The sequence below is a fragment of the Schinkia azotoformans genome (assembly GCF_035811335.1).
Taxonomy (GTDB): Bacteria; Bacillota; Bacilli; order Bacillales; family Bacillaceae_J; genus Schinkia; species Schinkia azotoformans.
Window position 1 is genome coordinate 72,808 of sequence record NZ_JARSMD010000005.1, and the last position, 16,913, is coordinate 89,720.

Genomic DNA, 16,913 nt, shown 5'->3' on the forward strand with positions numbered 1-16,913 from the left:
CATATGAAAATTTTTCCCATATAAATAGTATATCATTCGAGGTGAAAAATAAAACTTTTGATGAATGTAAAAAAAGCACCTAAGGTGCTTTTTCTAAATAAATTAATTTGCAGCGGATAATGCCAACATCGCTTCCATATCCTCTTTTGCATCTCCGATTAGTTTTAATCCAAACGTATTTACTAATACATCGAGTACACCTTCATTGATGAAGGCTGGAGCTTTCGGTCCAATGCGAATATCCTTGATTCCAAGGCTAAATAACCCCAGTAAAATCGCAACCGCTTTCTGTTCAAACCAAGATAACACAATACTTACAGGCAATTCATTAACTTCACAGTCGAAAGCATCAGCTAAGGCAAGAGCTATTTTTACTGTGGAACCGGAGTTATTGCACTGTCCCAAATCTATATAACGTGGGATTTTCGTTCCTGGGACATAGCCGTAATCAACATCATTGAAACGGAACTTCCCACATGATGTTGTTAGAATAACGGTTTCTTTTGGCAGTGACGTAGCAAGTTCACGATAATATTCTCCGCCTTTTCCCGGTGCATCACAGCCTGCGATAACGAAGAAACGCTTGATCTTACCATCTTTTACAGCTTGGATCACTTCGGGTGCTAATCCGATAACAGTTTCATGGTGAAAACCTGTTAATAAAGTTTCCTTAGAATCAATATGGGCTGCGGGTAATTCCAGAGCTTTTTCAATTAATGGACTGAAATCATCATTTGTGATTTTAGCAACATTTTCCAAGCCAGTAACCTCATAAGACCACATACGGTCAGCATAAGTTCCTTTAATTGGCATAACACAGTTCGTTGTAGCAAGGATCGCGCCTGGAAATTCTTCGAATAAACGGCGTTGATCATACCAAGCCTTCCCGACATTTCCTTTTAAATGGCTGAATTTCTTAAGTTCTGGATAACCGTGTGCCGGCAACATTTCGGAGTGTGTATAAACATTGATGCCTTTGCCTTCAGTTTGTATTAATAGTTCTTTCAATGCAAAAAGATTATGTCCAGTTACAACGATGGATTTCCCTTCAATTTTGTTCTGAGAAACACGTACAGGCTCCGGAATACCTAGTCGATTAACATGAGCGTTGTCAAGTAAATCCATTACTTTTACCGCAGCCTGGCCCACCTGCATCGCCATGTTGATATGCTCTTGAACATTAAAGTTTGAGTTTGTTAAAGTCATATATAATGCTTCATGGGTAGTTCGATCAACAAACTCATCTATGTAATCTAGTTGTCTTGCATGGGTGCGATAAGCTGCAATTCCCTTCAATCCAAAAATCATGATATCTTGCAAGCTTGCAATTGTTTCATCCTTTCCACATACTCCAACCACTTTACAGCCGCCTGGTGCAACTTGCATACATTGGTGACAATACATCATTACACACTCCCTTTTATATTCCCATATTTACAACATCAGTGTGATGAAAATCACAGTGACAAACATCACACCGTTATCATATATGAACTTATTCATTAGGGAGTGTGATGCAAGTCACAGTTAAACCAACGTTCGAAAATTGGACACATTTTCTATACTTTACATAATTTAAATATTACTCTTTTTATATAGTTTCATAAGGACCATTTTATCAAGTCTACATGCCTCCTCTACATTTTTAGGAACAGTCAATTCAGCTATTTTTCGAAAACTGGATCGTTCCCTAAAATCTCTTTCAATAACACCGAGTTTCTCCAATTGTTGTAAGTAATCCATAATGGCAAAGGAATAATGGCTATCATTTAAGAAAGGAAGCTGCCTTAATGCAAAAAAGCCCTGTTGGACCTTAGCTTTAAAGCTTTGAAATATTTCTTGAAAAGACAGGCCCGCACCAACCTTAAGGGGTATGATAAATTTAAGTAAAATCCAACCTTGCCAAATGATGGGCTCCGTTCTAATCCAAATCATTGATTCTACTGGAATTCCTGCTTCGCTAGGAACCAAACTAAGTGGAAGTCCATTTCCATAAAATATTCTTTTAAAGGAATCATCAGCAAATAAATAGGAGTTTGTTCGCCATCGTCTTTTCATTGAAAGCCAGATAGGGTCACTTGGAATTTTATACACCCTTCCCGTATTTATTATTTTAGAAAAACAAATTCGGGTGGGTAAGAAAAAGTCAACGGAAGCCAAAAAGTTTATTGGAGAAAACGGGGTCAGCGATGATACAATAGAAAATTGCCTAGTTGCGGGACAATAATAGATAAGTGTGAGCGTTTTGCTGTGTGATGAGTTTGTCATAAGCAGGTCAAATGCAGTGAGTTTTAGAATGTTTTCGGAGCTTCTTTTTAAGCGGTTTCCACCTAAAATCCAAATTGGGGTAATATTTTCACGAAGATAGGCTTTTGTTCGTTTAAGTAATACAGTGCTTTCAATAGTGGAACATTGAAATTCGAGCGCATAGTGTTGGTCTTTCCACGTCACAAATAAATCTGACCTCTGTTTTATTTTGGGTAGGTATTTTTCCATCTCAACATTGATCCCTTGGTTTCTTAACCAATCAAAAAGCTGAATTTTTCCCTTTAAGTGGTATTCAGATTCATTTTCAAGCTGTGTTTCACAATTCTTTTTTGATATATGGGCAAAATGCCATATTCGCTTATTTCCTGTTTTCAATTGGACTTTTTCTTTACAGGCGGGACAAAGTATTCGTTCGTTTTCGGTAATGTTAAGCAGCTCTTGTTTTTCCCATTTTTCAACTAAGGAAATTGTTCGGCCAGCTTCCGTTATCGCTAATAACAAAAAAACCACTCCTTTCTGTCATCTTATTTCGACAAAAGAAGTAGTTTTCCTGCAATATTTTTATGTTTTTTTGCTATCTATACATCTTGAAATCATAGTAAAGGTGAAAACAAGCGGGCGGTGGATTCATGGAGGCGTTGTAATTTTGGGCGTTCCTTATATTTTGCTAATAATACTTCGTTTGAATTTTCGATATCATTGAGAAAATCATTAACAAGCGCCTCAGCACTTTTTGTCCTATATAAAAAGGCATTTACTTCAAAATTTAAATGGAAGCTTCTCATATCCATATTGGATGTGCCAATAGAGGCAAGCTCTTGGTCAACGATGATAATTTTGCTATGTAAAAATCCGTTGCTATATTCATATACTTTAATTCCCGCTTCCAATAACTCTGTGTAGTAGGATCTAGACGCATAAAAAACAAGACGTTTATCCGGCTTGCTTGGGAGAATGACCTTAACATCAATTCCTGATAAGGCAGCCACTCTTAACGCAGACAATATATCATCATCGGGAATAAAATACGGGGACTCGATCCAGATCGATTTTTTTGCTGACGTAATCATTGCAAAGAAAACATTTTTTATTACATTCCAATCATTATCAGGTCCACCAGCTAATAAATGGACACCCCCAAATTCTTCATCTTCCACTAAATTCGGAGAGAGATAGATAGGAGTTAACAGTGTCACACCGGTTGTATAATACCAGTCCTGCAGAAAAATAAGCTGCAAACTTCTCACCGCTTCACCCCGCACATAAAGATGGGTATCGCGCCAAAAGCCGAAATATTCATTTTTACCTAAATACTCATCGCCAATATTTAATCCGCCAACAAAACCAATGTTCCCATCCACAACACAAATCTTTCGATGATTACGGAAGTTAATTTGATTGTTCAGGCTAGGCAATCTAACCGGTGAAAATGGCTCTATTTCCACTCCTGAGTTTCTAAGTTCATTAATATAGTTTTTTGATAACTTCCATGAACCAACGGCATCATATAAAAAGCGAACTGCAACCCCTGATTTTGCTTTTTCAATTAAAATATCTTTAATTTCATTTCCGAGTTCATCATCGCGAACAATATAAAATTCTAAATGAATGTGGTGGTTTGCACTTCTCATTGCTTCAAGAATGGCTTTAAACGTATCATTTCCATTAGTTAAAACCTTTGTCTCAGTATAAAAAGAAATCGGGCTTTTCCCTAAACGATGGGCCAGCCGGAACAACTTTTGTTGGTGTTCCCCCATCTTATTAAGCTCTTCCTCATTGATTTGCCGGTTTCCTTCGATTTTGGAGAAAGCTTGCTCATCCAACCATGCCTTTTTCTCATACCTTTTTCTTTCTCGGCGATAATTGCGGCCAAACAACAAATAAAAAATGAAGCCAAAGATCGGAAAGACCGCAAGTACTACCGCCCACGCAATCGTAGCACGAGGATTACGATTCTCCAAAAAAATGAAAAATCCAATAAACAATGCTGAAATTGAAATCAAAATACTAAAGCTTCCGAGCAACCATCCTTCCCAATAATTATGGGTAAGCACTAAAGCAATTGTTAGTCCAATGATAAAGATTGCAATTTGCAGCCTTTTCTTCATAATGCTACTCCTTTAAACATTGATGATATTCTATAAATTATAGCGAAGATTTGAAAGCTTTCCCACTAATTATTGTTTTCTAGGAATAAAAAAAGGTTTCACAAAAAGTGAAACCGATGATTATTTTAGAAGTGGGAAATGTTGTTTGATTTGCTGCAATGCATTGCTTTCCATAACTTCTTTCCCATATTCTTGAATGCGATGTATCGATAACCGGGATTCAAAGCCAAATTCAAGGATTTGGCATAATATATCATCTTCATTTTCTTCTTCCAACATTTCTTCATCAAACCCAATATATAAATAGTATTTACTATCAAAATGATACAAGCTGCTTATAAGACCCTCTGAGTCTATACTATGGCTTAATCTAATGAGATCTTCAAAATCATGGAATCCAATGAGAAAACGTACTGTTTCATCTTCATGATATTCATCATCATACGGGAAACCTTGGTACTCTCCATCTTCTTGATTAGATTGTTCAAAGAAAGACTCAATATTATCCTCAATCGTTAAATCAATATGTTTTTCATTACCTATCGGCAACTCAAGCTTTTGTCCATCCTTCGAAACCTGCGCTTTTGTGACTACGATTTCTAAGCCTTTTTCAAGTGCTTGAACTTGAATCCACAAAGGTCCTTCTATTGTAAATTCTTCACTATTGTTTACTTCATCCATCATTTCCCAAAACAATTCTTCACTTCGCTCACGGTTATACCATATTTCATCACGATCAAAGCCTCGATCTTCAATATCACGATACGTAACATAAAACTTAACCGTATTCTCATTAATTCTTTCGATTTCCATTCATCTCTCTCCCTTCTCGTCTAATTTTATTTTCTGAAGGGACTACCTAACCCCCGAGCTAATGCTCTAAAAAATGATAGTTATAGAAACAAGATGCCCAATTTAAGATGGAAGTAACCTTGTACTTCTATTTTATGATAAAAAGAATCATAAGGGAAATAAAAAATGCCAAAATAGTAAAAACAGGCTTTAAACCATTCTTGACTGTTATGAAATAATGTCTTATAGTGAATTTTGTGACAAAGGACAAGGGGGCATTTTTTTGGATCTCGAACTTTTAAGTCAAATACTTATTATTATTGGCATTGACATCGTCCTTGGCGGAGATAACGCCATTGTTATCGCACTTGCCTGCCGCAACCTGCCAGTGGATAAGCGAAACAAAGCGATCTTACTTGGAACTGGACTAGCAATCATTGTTAGGATCGCGCTTACAATTATAGCCGTTTATCTATTAATGATTCCTTTTTTACAGCTAGTTGGCGGTCTGTTCCTCATCTATATAGCTTACAATTTACTGACTGAAGACGGCGACGATGTTAATAAAATAAGAGGTGGTACTACTCTTTTTCAAGCTGTACGAACAATTGTTGTTGCTGACCTTGTGATGGGCTTTGATAATGTTTTGGCTGTTGCTGGTGCTGCCGGCGGAAAAATCATCTTAGTTGTCGCTGGTTTATTGATCTCTATACCCATCATCGTCTGGGGTAGTAAGATTATCTTAAAATTTATGGAGCGTTTTCCAATTATCATTTACATAGGTGCTGGAATTCTTGCCTTAACTGCCGGAAAAATGATAACACATGAAGAAAGAATTCAACCTTTTTTAGAAACGTATAGTTTCTCTTACTATATTATACCATTAATTACAATTGTATTTGTCCTTCTTGCAGGATTAATAAAAAAAACTTCTACAAAATAATCGTAGAAGTTTTTTCTTTTTGGTTAGACTATAAATGATTGTCCAGCTCCCAGCGACTCGTAAACTTCGCTTAATGGTCGCTTCCGCTTTTCTAGTTTACTAAGCGCTGGGCCTCAAGTAATTGAAATGTACGAACTCTTCTTGGCAGGAAACGGCGAATTTCATCTTCGTTATACCCAACCTGAAGGCGTTTTTCGTCAATAATAATTGGACGTCTTAATAGTCCCGGGTTTTCACTAATAAGCTTAAATAGATCTTGTAATGGCATTGTTTCTAAATCAACATCAAGTTCTTGGAAAATCTTTGATCTAGTTGAGATTATTTCATCCGTTCCATTCTCAGTCATTCTCAAAATCTGCTTTGCTTCCTCAATTGTTAATGGCTCAGTAAAGATATTTCTTTCTTTATATGGTATCTCATGTTCTTCCAGCCACGCCTTCGCTTTACGGCATGATGTGCAACTTGGCGATGTAAATAATGTTACCATTCATGTCACTCCATTCAGATTTTAAAATTTTTATATAAACACTGACTATTACTTTAAAATTATTTTAAATTAAGTATAGAACCATTATACAATAAATCTTATAAGAAATATATAGTTTTAAAGAAGAAATTGTTCAAAATTTGTAGACAATTTATATACGTTTTATACTTGAAATAGTTTCGTAAAATGGAAAAAAATTTTTTTCCACTTCTTTTTTTCCCGTTTTCTATATTTTTAAAACATAAAAAGCAAAACTATTTATTACAATTTCGCTAATTCCCTTTTCTTTTATGTAAAGATTTTATAAAATAATAAATAAGGACAGAAAATTGGGGGTAATGTTGGTGGTAGTTGGATACATTATTGATTTTGTCATTGTGGCAGGTTTAATCGTGGGAATTACTGCTTTAAATGGTCACATATCACATTTTATTGGATATCGCTTTTTTGGTGGAAGCAGAAAAGATTTGCATTCAGACCAAACACATAAAACACAAGCAGGCTGGAAGCTTGTTGGCGGCAAACGATAATTAGAAAAGCGGAAGCGCAGGACAATGGTAAAAGAAGAAGGTGGACTTCCCGCCTTCTTCTTTATTTGTTTAATGGAGTATAATCTACACCAGTTGTATACGTATTGGCAGCATCCCATAATAAGAATTCAGAAATTCCATTCTCATTTAAGGCTTTAATTTGCGCTTCAACCTCGGCTTTACCATAATTCAAATAATTTCCCCTGCCAAGGTAAGAAGCGGTGAAATCCTGAATCCACGGACGTGAAACTGGACGATTTTCTAATTTCATTAACTTAGCATTCTCAACCTTTGTATATTCCGTCACTAATCGATAGGGTTCGAGATCCGGCTTAGAAATTCCAAAATAAGAAGTCCAGTGGCTAGGATAAATCATCGATGATATTACATCTACATGCTCAGATATTTTTGTGAAATTTTGTCCGATTCCCGGTGCCTCCGGTAAGGTTGCTGTATATCCAAAGATATCTACAGAAACATCTACATCATATGGCTTTAACTGTTCCTTTGCGTAAGCTACAAAATCAGTAACGGCTTGCACCCGTTTTTGAATATTATCCAATTCTATATCTTTATATTGCCCCATACTATAGGTCAATGTTTGATCCCGCTTTTCAAATCCTTCCGGAAAACGAACGTAATCAAATTGAACCTCTTTAAATCCAAGTTTGGCTGCATCGATTGCTATTTGAACATTATGATCCCATACTTCCTTCAAAAAAGGATTAACAAAAGACTCATTTCGACCATTTTTCCAAACTGCTCCATTTTCTGTAAATGATAGATCCGGCCTTTGCTTAGCCCAAACTGTATCTTTAAACACTACAATCCTTGCAATTGGATATACTTGTTTTTTTTCAAAAAGCTCGAGCATTTCACGCGGATTTTTTATATATGGTTTCCCAATTGATGCTAACGGTGAATCCGACTGCGGCATGTAAGTAAGATTTCCCCAATCATCTTTAATATCTATAACAACGGCATTCAAGTCAGTCGTATCCATTAAATTCATTATTCCAGCAAAATTTTTACCTGAAGAATATAGATTTGTCGAAACGCCTGAATGATAATCAAGATAATTTTTGTAACCGCCTGCTGTATGGGCTGTCATATAGACACCTCTTACTGCATCAGGGTATGGAAAGGATAACCCAGAATCATATTTAAATCGAGGCAAAGCTCTTGGCAATTCCACTTTCTTAACAGAACTAAGTTTTTTGGAGTGGAAATTGGCTACCAAATGGTCTCCTTCAGCTAAAGCACTAGTAGAAAATACCCCCGTGAAAAGCATCAAAAAAAATAAAAAATACGCAAATTTCATTTCTCCTACTCGTTTTCCCATTGTTATGCTCCATTCTCTTTATTCTCTCTTTATTATAGGGGAGTTTTTGACACGATTCATTATTATTTGACATATTTCTATTTTTTCACATACCAGCTTGTTTACGATTAGTAAAGTATATTCAAAACTTGTTTAGATCATGCAAGTGACAAGCAGCCCAATGTTTATCTTTTACTTCAAACCATTTTGGTTCATGTGTGATACAAACATCCATAGCATGCGGGCAACGGGTATGGAAACGACACCCTGTTGGTGGATTAATAGGGCTGGGTAAATCCCCCTGCAGAACAATCCGTTGCCGCGAACGCTCTACTATAGGGTCCGGGATAGGAATGGCTGATAAAAGTGCCTGCGTATAAGGATGCAATGGGTCATCATATAATTCGTCACTTTCAGCTAACTCTATGAGACTCCCTAAGTACATAACACCAATACGGTCACTTATAAATTTCACCATCGATAAATCATGAGCAATAAATAAGTATGTTAAATGCCGCTCCTCTTGAAGGTTTTGCATTAAATTAACAACCTGCGCTTGAATGGAAACATCTAAGGCCGAAATAGGCTCATCTGCAATAATAAATTCAGGTTCTACAGCCAATGCCCGAGCAATTCCAATGCGCTGACGCTGACCGCCCGAAAATTCATGTGGATAGCGATTGGCATGCTCACGATTTAAACCGACTGTTTCTAACAATTCATAAACCTTATCCTTTCGTTCCTTGGGATCATTTGCCAATCTATGAATATCAATGCCCTCTGCAATAATGTCCATCACAGTCATTCTTGGATTTAATGATGCATATGGATCTTGGAAAATCATTTGCATTTTTCGATTTAGTTTTTTTAGATCTTCTTTTGTTTGTTTTCTGTGGACATTGATTCCCTCAAAAAGAACTTCTCCGGCGGTAGCTTCATAAAGTCGAATAATCGTACGCCCTGTTGTTGATTTACCGCAGCCAGACTCACCGACTAAGCCTAACGTCTCTCCTTTATAGATATCAAAAGTCAGATTATCAACTGCATGCAATACTTGATGTTTTCCAACTTTAAAATATTTTTTTAAATTTTTCACTTCTACAAGTTTTTCATTTTTATTGGTCATCATTTTGAACCTCCTGCGGCTTCCCGTGGCGGTTCTATTTTTGGAGCCCTTTCATCTTGAAGCCAACATGCTGCATACTGGGTGCAAGAGGATTTTTTATAATCCGGCATATAGCTTACACATACCTCCATTACATAGGGGCAACGGGGAGCGAATGAACAACCAAGCGGGGGTGAAACTAAATCTGGAGGTGTACCAGCAATGGCTACTAATTCTCCTTTTTTTGTATGCAACTTTGGCATAGAAGCAAGTAGTCCCCATGTATAGGGATGCTTTGGTTGATAAAAAATTTCATCAACCGTACCGGTTTCAATGATGTTTCCCGCATACATAACGGCTACACGCTGAGCAATGTTTGCCACTACACCGAGATCATGTGTAATGATGATAATAGCCGTATCCATTTGCTTCTGCAAATCTTTCATTAAATCTAGAATTTGGGCTTGAATCGTAACATCTAGTGCGGTTGTTGGCTCATCTGCAATCAATACTTTGGGATTACAAGCAAGGGCTACAGCAATCACAACTCGCTGTCTCATCCCGCCTGAAAATTGATGGGGGTACTGGTTTACCCGAATCTCTGGATTTGGAATACCGACAAGCTTTAATAACTCTAATGCACGCTGTTTTGCTTCTATTTTTCCGAGTCGTTGATGCTTAACGAGCCCTTCAACAATTTGTTTTCCGACCGTCATTGTTGGATTTAACGATGTCATCGGATCTTGGAAAATCATCGAAATTTCCGAACCACGGATCGTCTGCATCTCTTTTTCTCTTAATTTGACAAGGTCCTTACCCTCAAACAAGACTTCGCCTTTTACAATACGCCCCGGCGGGTCAGGAATGAGCCGCATGATACTTTTTGATGTAACAGATTTCCCTGATCCAGATTCCCCAACAATTGCGAGTGTTTCTCCTTTTCTTAAATGAAAATCTACACCACGAACAGCCTTTAGCTCTCCAGCATAGGTATCAAAGGAGATATGCAAATCTTTTACCTCTAAAATAAAATCCATTCCTGCCCCTCCTATCTCCGCATTCTAGGGTCAAGTGCATCACGAAGACCGTCGCCCAACAAGTTAAAACTTATCATAATTAAACTAATCACAACTGACGAAATCGACATCATATGCGGATAAATTCGCATTGTTTTAAAGCCATCATTTACAAGCGTTCCTAATGATGCAATCGGGGGACGCAGCCCAAGACCGATAAAACTTAAAAAGGCTTCCGTAAAGATAGCGGTAGGAACTGTGAACATAGTCGTAATAATAATGGCGCCTAATGTATTCGGAATTAAGTGCTTCCAAATCAGTCGATTATCACTTGCACCTAAGGTTTTCGATGCCAATACAAATTCCTGTCCTTTTAATTTCAGTATTTGCCCCCTTACAATCCTTGCCATTCCAACCCAACCGGTTATAATCATCGCTAAAGTAATCGTTAATATCCCTGGATTAAGGACAAGAATTAATAAAATAACTACAATCAAATGGGGGATCCCAACAAGTATTTCAATAATACGCTGCATGATATTATCAATGCGACCTCCATAAAAAGCGGAAATACCGCCGTATGCAACACCGACAATAAAGTCGATGGCCGCTGCCAAAAAAGCAATATAGAGTGAAATTCGAGTACCCTGCCATATTCTCGTCCATAAGTCACGACCTAAGTGATCTGTACCAAACCAATGATAGTCTTTTATGCCTTTTTTCTCGTATTGGTCTATTCCACGAATATCATATCCACTGAATCCTATGAAGGGAACTTTCTCTATAACCGGGATTTTGGGAGGCAAGTTGGCCCGTGACAAATCTTGTTCATCGTACGAAAAAGGACTTAAAAATGGACCAACGATCGCTAATAAGATGATCGAGCAAATGATAATTAACCCGGCAAAAGCGCCTTTGTTTATTCGCAATCTGATCCATGCATCCTGCCAAAACGTGAGACTTTCCCGTATAATCGTTTCTTTATAGCTTGATTCAATTTTCGCTGGTTGGAACATTTCCTTATGTATGATGTAATTATCCTCCCTCATTACTCCCGATTACCTCCAGCTATGCGAATTCTTGGGTCGATAAGACAATACAGCACATCAACAATAAAGACAATCCCTATAAACAATGCGGCGTAAAATAATGTTGTCCCCATAATGACTGGATAATCATTGGTCATAATCGATAGTACAAATTGTTCTCCAAGACCTGGCACACCGAAAATTTTTTCGATCACTAAAGACCCTGTCATAATATTCACTGCAAGTGGTCCTAAGATTGTTATAACTGGTATTAATGCGTTTCGAATTGTATGTTTTAAGACAATCACGACTTGACTCATACCCTTTGCTTTAGCGGTAATAATATAATCTTGTCCGAGAACTTCAAGCATCTCCGTTCTCATAAACCGAGCCACTTGGGCGATAACAAAGACAGAAAGCGAAATGGTAGGGAGAATTGTATATTCATAACTTTCCCAAAATGCTGCAGGGAGCAACTTCCACCTAACACTTACCCAATACTGCAACAAACCAGCAAAAACAAAGGATGGTATTGATAACCCGATAACGGCAATGACCATCGCACCATAATCGATCATCGTGTTATGGCGAAGGGCGGAAAGAATTCCTAAAACTAATCCTATCAAAGTCCCGAATAGTAAAGCCTGACTGCCCAAAAAGGCGGAGACGGGAATTCGTTCTCCAATAATTTTCGCTACTGGTCGCCCGTCAAATTGAAAAGAGACACCGAGGTCCCCTTGAAATAAATTCTTTATATAAATGACATACTGAACAACGACAGGCTTGTCTAACCCATAACGTTGATTCATTAATTCTATTTGAGTTTCTGTCAGCTTTTCGTCATTGAATGGTGTACCCGGCAATGTTTGCATAAGAAAAAAGGTTAGGGTTGCGATAATTAAAAAAGTAATAAGCATATAAAAAAATCGGCCAAGTAAATAACGTACCACTTTAACACCCCCACGCCGCATGTTCTAAAAATCTTTGTTTTCTATATACGCCCATTTAAAGCTATAGTCCGGGCCAAATGGATGGACAATTAAATCTTTAACATAGTGTTTTTGCAACACTGCTCGCCCACGTTGGTATAATGGCGCTATCACAGCATCTTCTTTGAGAAGAATAACTTCAGCATCTTGAAGGCTTTCAAAGCGTGCATTTAAATCATCAAGATTATTCACAGCCTCCCGGATTATGTTGTCATAGACCGGACTCGCGTAATTCGTTTTATTATTACCGCCATTTGTGACCCATAGATCCATAAATGTTAGTGGATCTTGATAGTCGGGTCCCCATCCCCAAAACTGAATATCATAATCTATCGCATCATCAAGGGCTAAGCGTTGTTTGAATGGTTGCACATTAATGTTAATTGTTAGACCAGGCAGTGTTGTTTCTAATTGATTTTTAATATACTCTGCGATCATTTTCATTTCATCACGGTCATTTATTAATAAATCCCATGTCACGGTAGGGGACCCGGCCTCCTGCCAATAATGCTGTGCCTCCTCTACATTATAGGAAACGATATTGCCATATTTTTTTCGGAAATCCTCGCCTGTTGTCGGATTTTTTACAAATCCTGAAGGGAAGAAATAATCGGCAGGCAAGGAACCGTTATTTAATAAATTGGTAACAAAAGCTTCTTTATTGATTGCTCTTTGAATCGCTTTTCGCTGTTTGATCGGAATACGGTCTACATTGAACTTTAAGTACCACATTGTTGGTTCACTATAAGTTAAGAAATCTGGATGGTCTTTATAGAGTTCCACTAATTCCGCACTTAAGCCAGCACGATCAGCCTGACCTGTTTCAAATAAATTTGTTTCCGCTGAAGAATCTTTAATAACTCGATAATTTATTTGGTCTAATTTAACTATGTCTCTATCCCAATACTCTGGATTTTTCTTAAAAGTCCATCCACTTGTACTCCAATTGGACATTAAAAAGGGGCCGTTATAAAGCATTTTATCTGCATAAAGGGCATAATCTGATCCTTTTTCTTTTACATACTCTTGTTTTTGCGGAAAAAATGTTGGAAAGGATGTTAAGCTAATGAAGTATGGTACAGGAATTTCAAGTGTCACTTCTAATGTCTTATTATCAAGGGCCTTCACACCTAATTCCTCAATCCTTCCAAATAGAGGATCACCCTTAGACATAATCGCCTCTGCATTTTTTATTGGTTTCATTAAATAGGCATAAGGAGAAAGGGTCTCGGGTGTTAACGCCTTTTTCCAAGCATAGATAAAGTCATGGGCCGTTACCTTAGAGCCATCACTCCAATTTGCATCCTCATTTAGGATAAACGTAAGTACGTGACCCTGTTTACTTTTTATAACTTCTTTTGCAACTCCTGGGACCGGTGTATTATCTGGACCTAAGCGAAATAATCCTTCAAAGACTTGATTCATTGCTGAAAACGATGCACTATCATCTGCCTGTGTAGTATCCATCGTTGGCAATTCCGCAGCCTCTAAAAGATTAAGAATCTGGCCTGTACTTGATGTTCTTGTTCTTTCGTTGCCCTTAAATCCACAGGCAGAAAACATTATAGAAAATATAAGTGATAAAATAAGCAATAAGAACCACTTACCTTTCATAATAACCTCCAATATGAACCTTTCCTTTTATTTGTAGCCTTTCCTTTAAATTTCAATTTCATTCTATTACTCTGTAAATAATAGCTTGATTTTTATGGATGGGTTTACTATAATAAAATTCAAATTTCAAAAATTAATATTGGTAATTGCAATGAGAAAGAAAAGTACATATTTGGCAGCTTACAGAGAGCTTGTGGTTGGTGGAAACAAGCAGTGAAAAAATATGGAATGGGCTTTTGAGCACATCCGGCAGCGTATTGAAGTGATTCTTACATAGAATAACAAGGGTGGCACCACGGTCCATTCGTCCCTTACCATAGCGGGACGAATGGACCTTTTTGTACTATCAGAATTTTTATCCTTTCTCCGACTTCCGCCATTATGGGCGGCAAGTCGTGTCTTTCTAATTTGGATTCATACTAAAATGATTGAAAATTCAAGGAGGAATAAAAAATGTCAATTATTTTTTCCGGCATTCAGCCTAGCGGTACAATCACATTAGGAAACTATCTTGGAGCATTGAAGCATTTCGTTGATTTACAGGAGAACAATCAATGTTATTTCTGTATTGTTGACGAACATGCAATAACCGTCCCTCAAGATCCAAAACAGCTTCAACAAAATATCCGCAGCCTCGCTGCACTATACATAGCTGTTGGTATCGATCCTCTAAAATCAACATTATTTATTCAGTCAGAAGTTCCAGCCCATGCACAGCTAGGCTGGGTTATGCAATGTATAAGCTATATCGGGGAACTGGAAAGAATGACCCAATTTAAGGATAAATCAGCAGGAAAGGATGCCGTTTCTGCAGGATTATTAACCTATCCACCATTAATGGTAGCGGACATTCTATTATACAAAACCGATATCGTACCAGTAGGGGAAGATCAAAAGCAGCACCTTGAATTAACACGTGATTTAGCTGAAAGGTTTAATAAGAAATACAATGAAATCTTTACAATACCTGAGGTAAGTATCCCAAAGGTAGGATCAAGAATCATGTCGCTACAGGATCCTACGAAAAAGATGAGTAAATCAGATCCAAATACCAAAGCCTTTATCTCTATGCTTGATGACGAAAAGCAAATTGAAAAGAAAATTAAAAGTGCCGTAACGGACTCTGAAGGCATTATTAAGTTTGATAAAGATAACAAAGCCGGCGTATCCAACCTATTAACGATTTATTCAATCTGCTCCAATCAGTCTATTGAAAATCTAGAGAAGCAATATGAAGGTAAAGGCTACGGAGAATTTAAAGCGGACGTTGCTGGGACAGTTATTAATACAATAAAACCAATTCAAGAGAGATATTATAGTCTGCTTGAATCAGAAAAGCTTGATGAATATTTAGACCTTGGGGCTGAAAAAGCTAACGCTGTAGCAGCAAAAATGATGAAAAAGGTAGAAAAAGCTATTGGTTTAGGCAGAAAAACAAGAAAATAAGAAAAGCGGAAGCGCCCGTTCAGCGCACGACAAAACTGGAGCACATCGACTGAGATAAAGGATATCCGGCGGCGAACGAAGGGATTCACCTTGTTGACTTATCGTAGGGAGGTGGGCGAAGTTTACTAGTCGCTGGGCGCTGAAGCTAGACATGGAAAAGCAAAAAGGGCTAAGACAACCCCATCGTCCTAGCCCTAATTTACTTTTGTACCTTTTTCTAATTCCCAAAGCTTTTCGAAAAAAGGTTGTCCTTTCACAAGCCGTTCACAAAGATGCTCATGTCTTAATGTCCAGCCATCCTTCGCTTCCTCATATAATTTGTTCCAAACATCGTCGAAATTTTGTTTTTGAATTTCTTGGTATTTGGTAGGATTCCATTCTGTATACCAATATCTAATTTCGGCTGGGTTCCCTGTTGAATGCAGCTGATCCAGTGCCATAAACAATAACTGTTTTAACTGTCTTTCCTTTCTTGTAAGCCCTTTCATCAATTTAGGGGAAGGTGACAGGATATGATATTCCTTCTTTGTCCTATCTTCAAAATTATAAATTGTAGGCTCAAGGCTCTCAACCATATCGTACACTAACTGCTCTTGTCTCGGAATAAGTCTGCTCTTTTTAATTGGTATATGGTAGCCCAAAGTATCGACCGCCAAAATTCCCACTCCATCTGTTACGATAAAACAATAGTCTAGCTGAATCCGTTCATGATTTTTGCGAACAAAGCTTTTTTGATACACATCCTCTAAAAGCTGCTGAGGCAGATCTGATAAATCATTTTCAATATAATGGAATAATACTGTTTCTACCTTTATCAGCGGTGTTTGGTCTAAAAGTTCAACGGTATCCTCTTTTCTCCATTCATGAAAATGACAAACATTATAACCATTCTCTTCTCCTTCAAACCAATTCACCCAAACATCGTGCAGATACAACATGTTTTACCCCTCACTTCACATCACATTGTTAAAAAACAGTATTGTCAGTTGAGAAGCAATTTATTCCAGTCAAAACAATTAATTCATTTTTTTCTATTTTTCTCATTTAAAGGTATATAAATACTGATTGTGATGAGCATAATGCCAATCATCAGGAGATAACACTCCATTCTTGTACTAATATATAATAGGTATTCGAGAAAGGACAATCCCATCGCCATGACATTCAGATAAGCAATAACAGTTACCCCACCTACAACTGCAAGTCCAAATCCTAATAAAAAAAGAAAAAGCCTAAATATCATAACTTATCCAATCCCCAATAAAA

General features: G+C 37.4%; 16 protein-coding genes and 1 other annotated feature. Of the genes, 3 read left to right on the forward strand and 13 right to left on the reverse strand.

Going from position 1 to position 16,913, the window contains the following annotated elements; translation table 11 throughout:
* Positions 1-102: 102 nt before the first annotated feature.
* From hcp to mecA, 4 genes are all read right to left on the reverse strand, one after another.
* Entirely contained in the window at positions 103-1,404 is a 1,302-nt protein-coding gene (hcp, locus tag P9E47_RS02615; protein ID WP_326162592.1) for a hydroxylamine reductase, read from the reverse strand.
* Between the two features lie 171 nt (positions 1,405-1,575).
* A complete protein-coding gene (locus tag P9E47_RS02620; RefSeq protein WP_326162550.1) occupies positions 1,576-2,769 on the reverse strand; it encodes a competence protein CoiA in 1,194 nt (397 codons plus the stop codon).
* A gap of 92 nt (positions 2,770-2,861) precedes the next feature.
* Positions 2,862-4,376, reverse strand: coding sequence for a cardiolipin synthase (gene cls / locus P9E47_RS02625; RefSeq protein ID WP_326162551.1), 1,515 nt, complete (start codon positions 4,374-4,376; stop codon positions 2,862-2,864).
* A gap of 120 nt (positions 4,377-4,496) precedes the next feature.
* On the reverse strand, positions 4,497-5,189 hold the full coding sequence (gene mecA / locus P9E47_RS02630) for an adaptor protein MecA (protein WP_004431871.1): 693 nt from the start codon (positions 5,187-5,189) through the stop codon (positions 4,497-4,499).
* Between the two features lie 262 nt (positions 5,190-5,451).
* Between mecA and P9E47_RS02635 the strand changes: the two genes are divergently transcribed.
* Positions 5,452-6,111 (forward strand): TerC family protein, encoded by a 660-nt coding sequence (locus tag P9E47_RS02635; RefSeq protein WP_004431869.1) that lies wholly within the window; start codon positions 5,452-5,454, stop codon positions 6,109-6,111.
* A gap of 91 nt (positions 6,112-6,202) precedes the next feature.
* On the opposite strand, the gene spxA is transcribed toward P9E47_RS02635, so the two are convergent.
* Positions 6,203-6,598, reverse strand: coding sequence for a transcriptional regulator SpxA (gene spxA / locus P9E47_RS02640; protein WP_004431868.1), 396 nt, complete (start codon positions 6,596-6,598; stop codon positions 6,203-6,205).
* Positions 6,599-6,936: 338 nt separating this feature from the next.
* On the opposite strand from spxA, the gene P9E47_RS02645 reads away from it, so the two are divergent.
* Entirely contained in the window at positions 6,937-7,128 is a 192-nt protein-coding gene (locus P9E47_RS02645) for a hypothetical protein (protein ID WP_035195740.1), read from the forward strand.
* A 61-nt stretch (positions 7,129-7,189) separates the two neighbouring features.
* On the opposite strand, the gene P9E47_RS02650 is transcribed toward P9E47_RS02645, so the two are convergent.
* The 6 genes from P9E47_RS02650 to P9E47_RS02675 all read right to left on the reverse strand — a co-directional run bounded on the left by P9E47_RS02650 (position 7,190) and on the right by P9E47_RS02675 (position 14,201).
* Positions 7,190-8,470, reverse strand: coding sequence for a putative glycoside hydrolase (locus P9E47_RS02650; protein ID WP_326162552.1), 1,281 nt, complete (start codon positions 8,468-8,470; stop codon positions 7,190-7,192).
* Positions 8,471-8,591: 121 nt separating this feature from the next.
* The gene (locus tag P9E47_RS02655) at positions 8,592-9,575 is read right to left on the reverse strand and encodes an ABC transporter ATP-binding protein (RefSeq protein ID WP_326162593.1); all 984 of its coding nucleotides are present in this window, start codon (positions 9,573-9,575) and stop codon (positions 8,592-8,594) included.
* Complete coding sequence (locus tag P9E47_RS02660; protein WP_326162553.1) at positions 9,575-10,591, reverse strand: ABC transporter ATP-binding protein; 1,017 nt, start codon at positions 10,589-10,591, stop codon at positions 9,575-9,577. Before P9E47_RS02660 ends, P9E47_RS02655 begins: the two co-directional genes overlap by 1 nt.
* Before the next feature lie 11 nt (positions 10,592-10,602).
* The gene (gene opp3C, locus P9E47_RS02665; RefSeq protein ID WP_407697163.1) at positions 10,603-11,619 is read right to left on the reverse strand and encodes an oligopeptide ABC transporter permease; all 1,017 of its coding nucleotides are present in this window, start codon (positions 11,617-11,619) and stop codon (positions 10,603-10,605) included.
* Positions 11,619-12,548 (reverse strand): oligopeptide ABC transporter permease, encoded by a 930-nt coding sequence (gene opp3b, locus P9E47_RS02670; protein ID WP_004431848.1) that lies wholly within the window; start codon positions 12,546-12,548, stop codon positions 11,619-11,621. The genes opp3C and opp3b overlap by 1 nt, the downstream gene beginning before the upstream one ends.
* A gap of 24 nt (positions 12,549-12,572) precedes the next feature.
* The gene (locus P9E47_RS02675) at positions 12,573-14,201 is read right to left on the reverse strand and encodes a peptide ABC transporter substrate-binding protein (RefSeq protein ID WP_004431845.1); all 1,629 of its coding nucleotides are present in this window, start codon (positions 14,199-14,201) and stop codon (positions 12,573-12,575) included.
* A gap of 142 nt (positions 14,202-14,343) precedes the next feature.
* Positions 14,344-14,516 (forward strand) — a binding site (T-box leader).
* Between the two features lie 138 nt (positions 14,517-14,654).
* Between P9E47_RS02675 and trpS the strand changes: the two genes are divergently transcribed.
* A complete protein-coding gene (gene trpS / locus P9E47_RS02680) occupies positions 14,655-15,647 on the forward strand; it encodes a tryptophan--tRNA ligase (RefSeq protein WP_004431843.1) in 993 nt (330 codons plus the stop codon).
* 194 nt (positions 15,648-15,841) lie between these two features.
* Here trpS and P9E47_RS02685 read toward each other — a convergent pair whose 3' ends face one another.
* Both P9E47_RS02685 and P9E47_RS02690 read right to left on the reverse strand, forming a co-directional pair.
* A complete protein-coding gene (locus P9E47_RS02685) occupies positions 15,842-16,585 on the reverse strand; it encodes a YjbA family protein (RefSeq protein ID WP_004431841.1) in 744 nt (247 codons plus the stop codon).
* An 83-nt stretch (positions 16,586-16,668) separates the two neighbouring features.
* Positions 16,669-16,890, reverse strand: coding sequence for a hypothetical protein (locus P9E47_RS02690; protein ID WP_004431838.1), 222 nt, complete (start codon positions 16,888-16,890; stop codon positions 16,669-16,671).
* Positions 16,891-16,913 lie beyond the last annotated feature (23 nt).

What these genes read in the sequence shown, in the direction of transcription:
- hcp (WP_326162592.1), bottom strand. Translation starts at nt 1,404, where the DNA reads ATGTATTGTCACCAATGTATGCAAGTTGCACCAGGCGGCTGTAAAGTG.
- cls (WP_326162551.1), bottom strand. Translation starts at nt 4,376, where the DNA reads ATGAAGAAAAGGCTGCAAATTGCAATCTTTATCATTGGACTAACAATT.
- mecA (WP_004431871.1), bottom strand. Translation starts at nt 5,189, where the DNA reads ATGGAAATCGAAAGAATTAATGAGAATACGGTTAAGTTTTATGTTACG.
- spxA (WP_004431868.1), bottom strand. Translation starts at nt 6,598, where the DNA reads ATGGTAACATTATTTACATCGCCAAGTTGCACATCATGCCGTAAAGCG.
- P9E47_RS02645 (WP_035195740.1), top strand. Translation starts at nt 6,937, where the DNA reads ATGTTGGTGGTAGTTGGATACATTATTGATTTTGTCATTGTGGCAGGT.
- P9E47_RS02650 (WP_326162552.1), bottom strand. Translation starts at nt 8,470, where the DNA reads ATGGGAAAACGAGTAGGAGAAATGAAATTTGCGTATTTTTTATTTTTT.
- P9E47_RS02655 (WP_326162593.1), bottom strand. Translation starts at nt 9,575, where the DNA reads ATGACCAATAAAAATGAAAAACTTGTAGAAGTGAAAAATTTAAAAAAA.
- P9E47_RS02660 (WP_326162553.1), bottom strand. Translation starts at nt 10,591, where the DNA reads ATGGATTTTATTTTAGAGGTAAAAGATTTGCATATCTCCTTTGATACC.
- opp3C (WP_407697163.1), bottom strand. Translation starts at nt 11,619, where the DNA reads ATGAGGGAGGATAATTACATCATACATAAGGAAATGTTCCAACCAGCG.
- P9E47_RS02675 (WP_004431845.1), bottom strand. Translation starts at nt 14,201, where the DNA reads ATGAAAGGTAAGTGGTTCTTATTGCTTATTTTATCACTTATATTTTCT.
- trpS (WP_004431843.1), top strand. Translation starts at nt 14,655, where the DNA reads ATGTCAATTATTTTTTCCGGCATTCAGCCTAGCGGTACAATCACATTA.
- P9E47_RS02685 (WP_004431841.1), bottom strand. Translation starts at nt 16,585, where the DNA reads ATGTTGTATCTGCACGATGTTTGGGTGAATTGGTTTGAAGGAGAAGAG.
- P9E47_RS02690 (WP_004431838.1), bottom strand. Translation starts at nt 16,890, where the DNA reads ATGATATTTAGGCTTTTTCTTTTTTTATTAGGATTTGGACTTGCAGTT.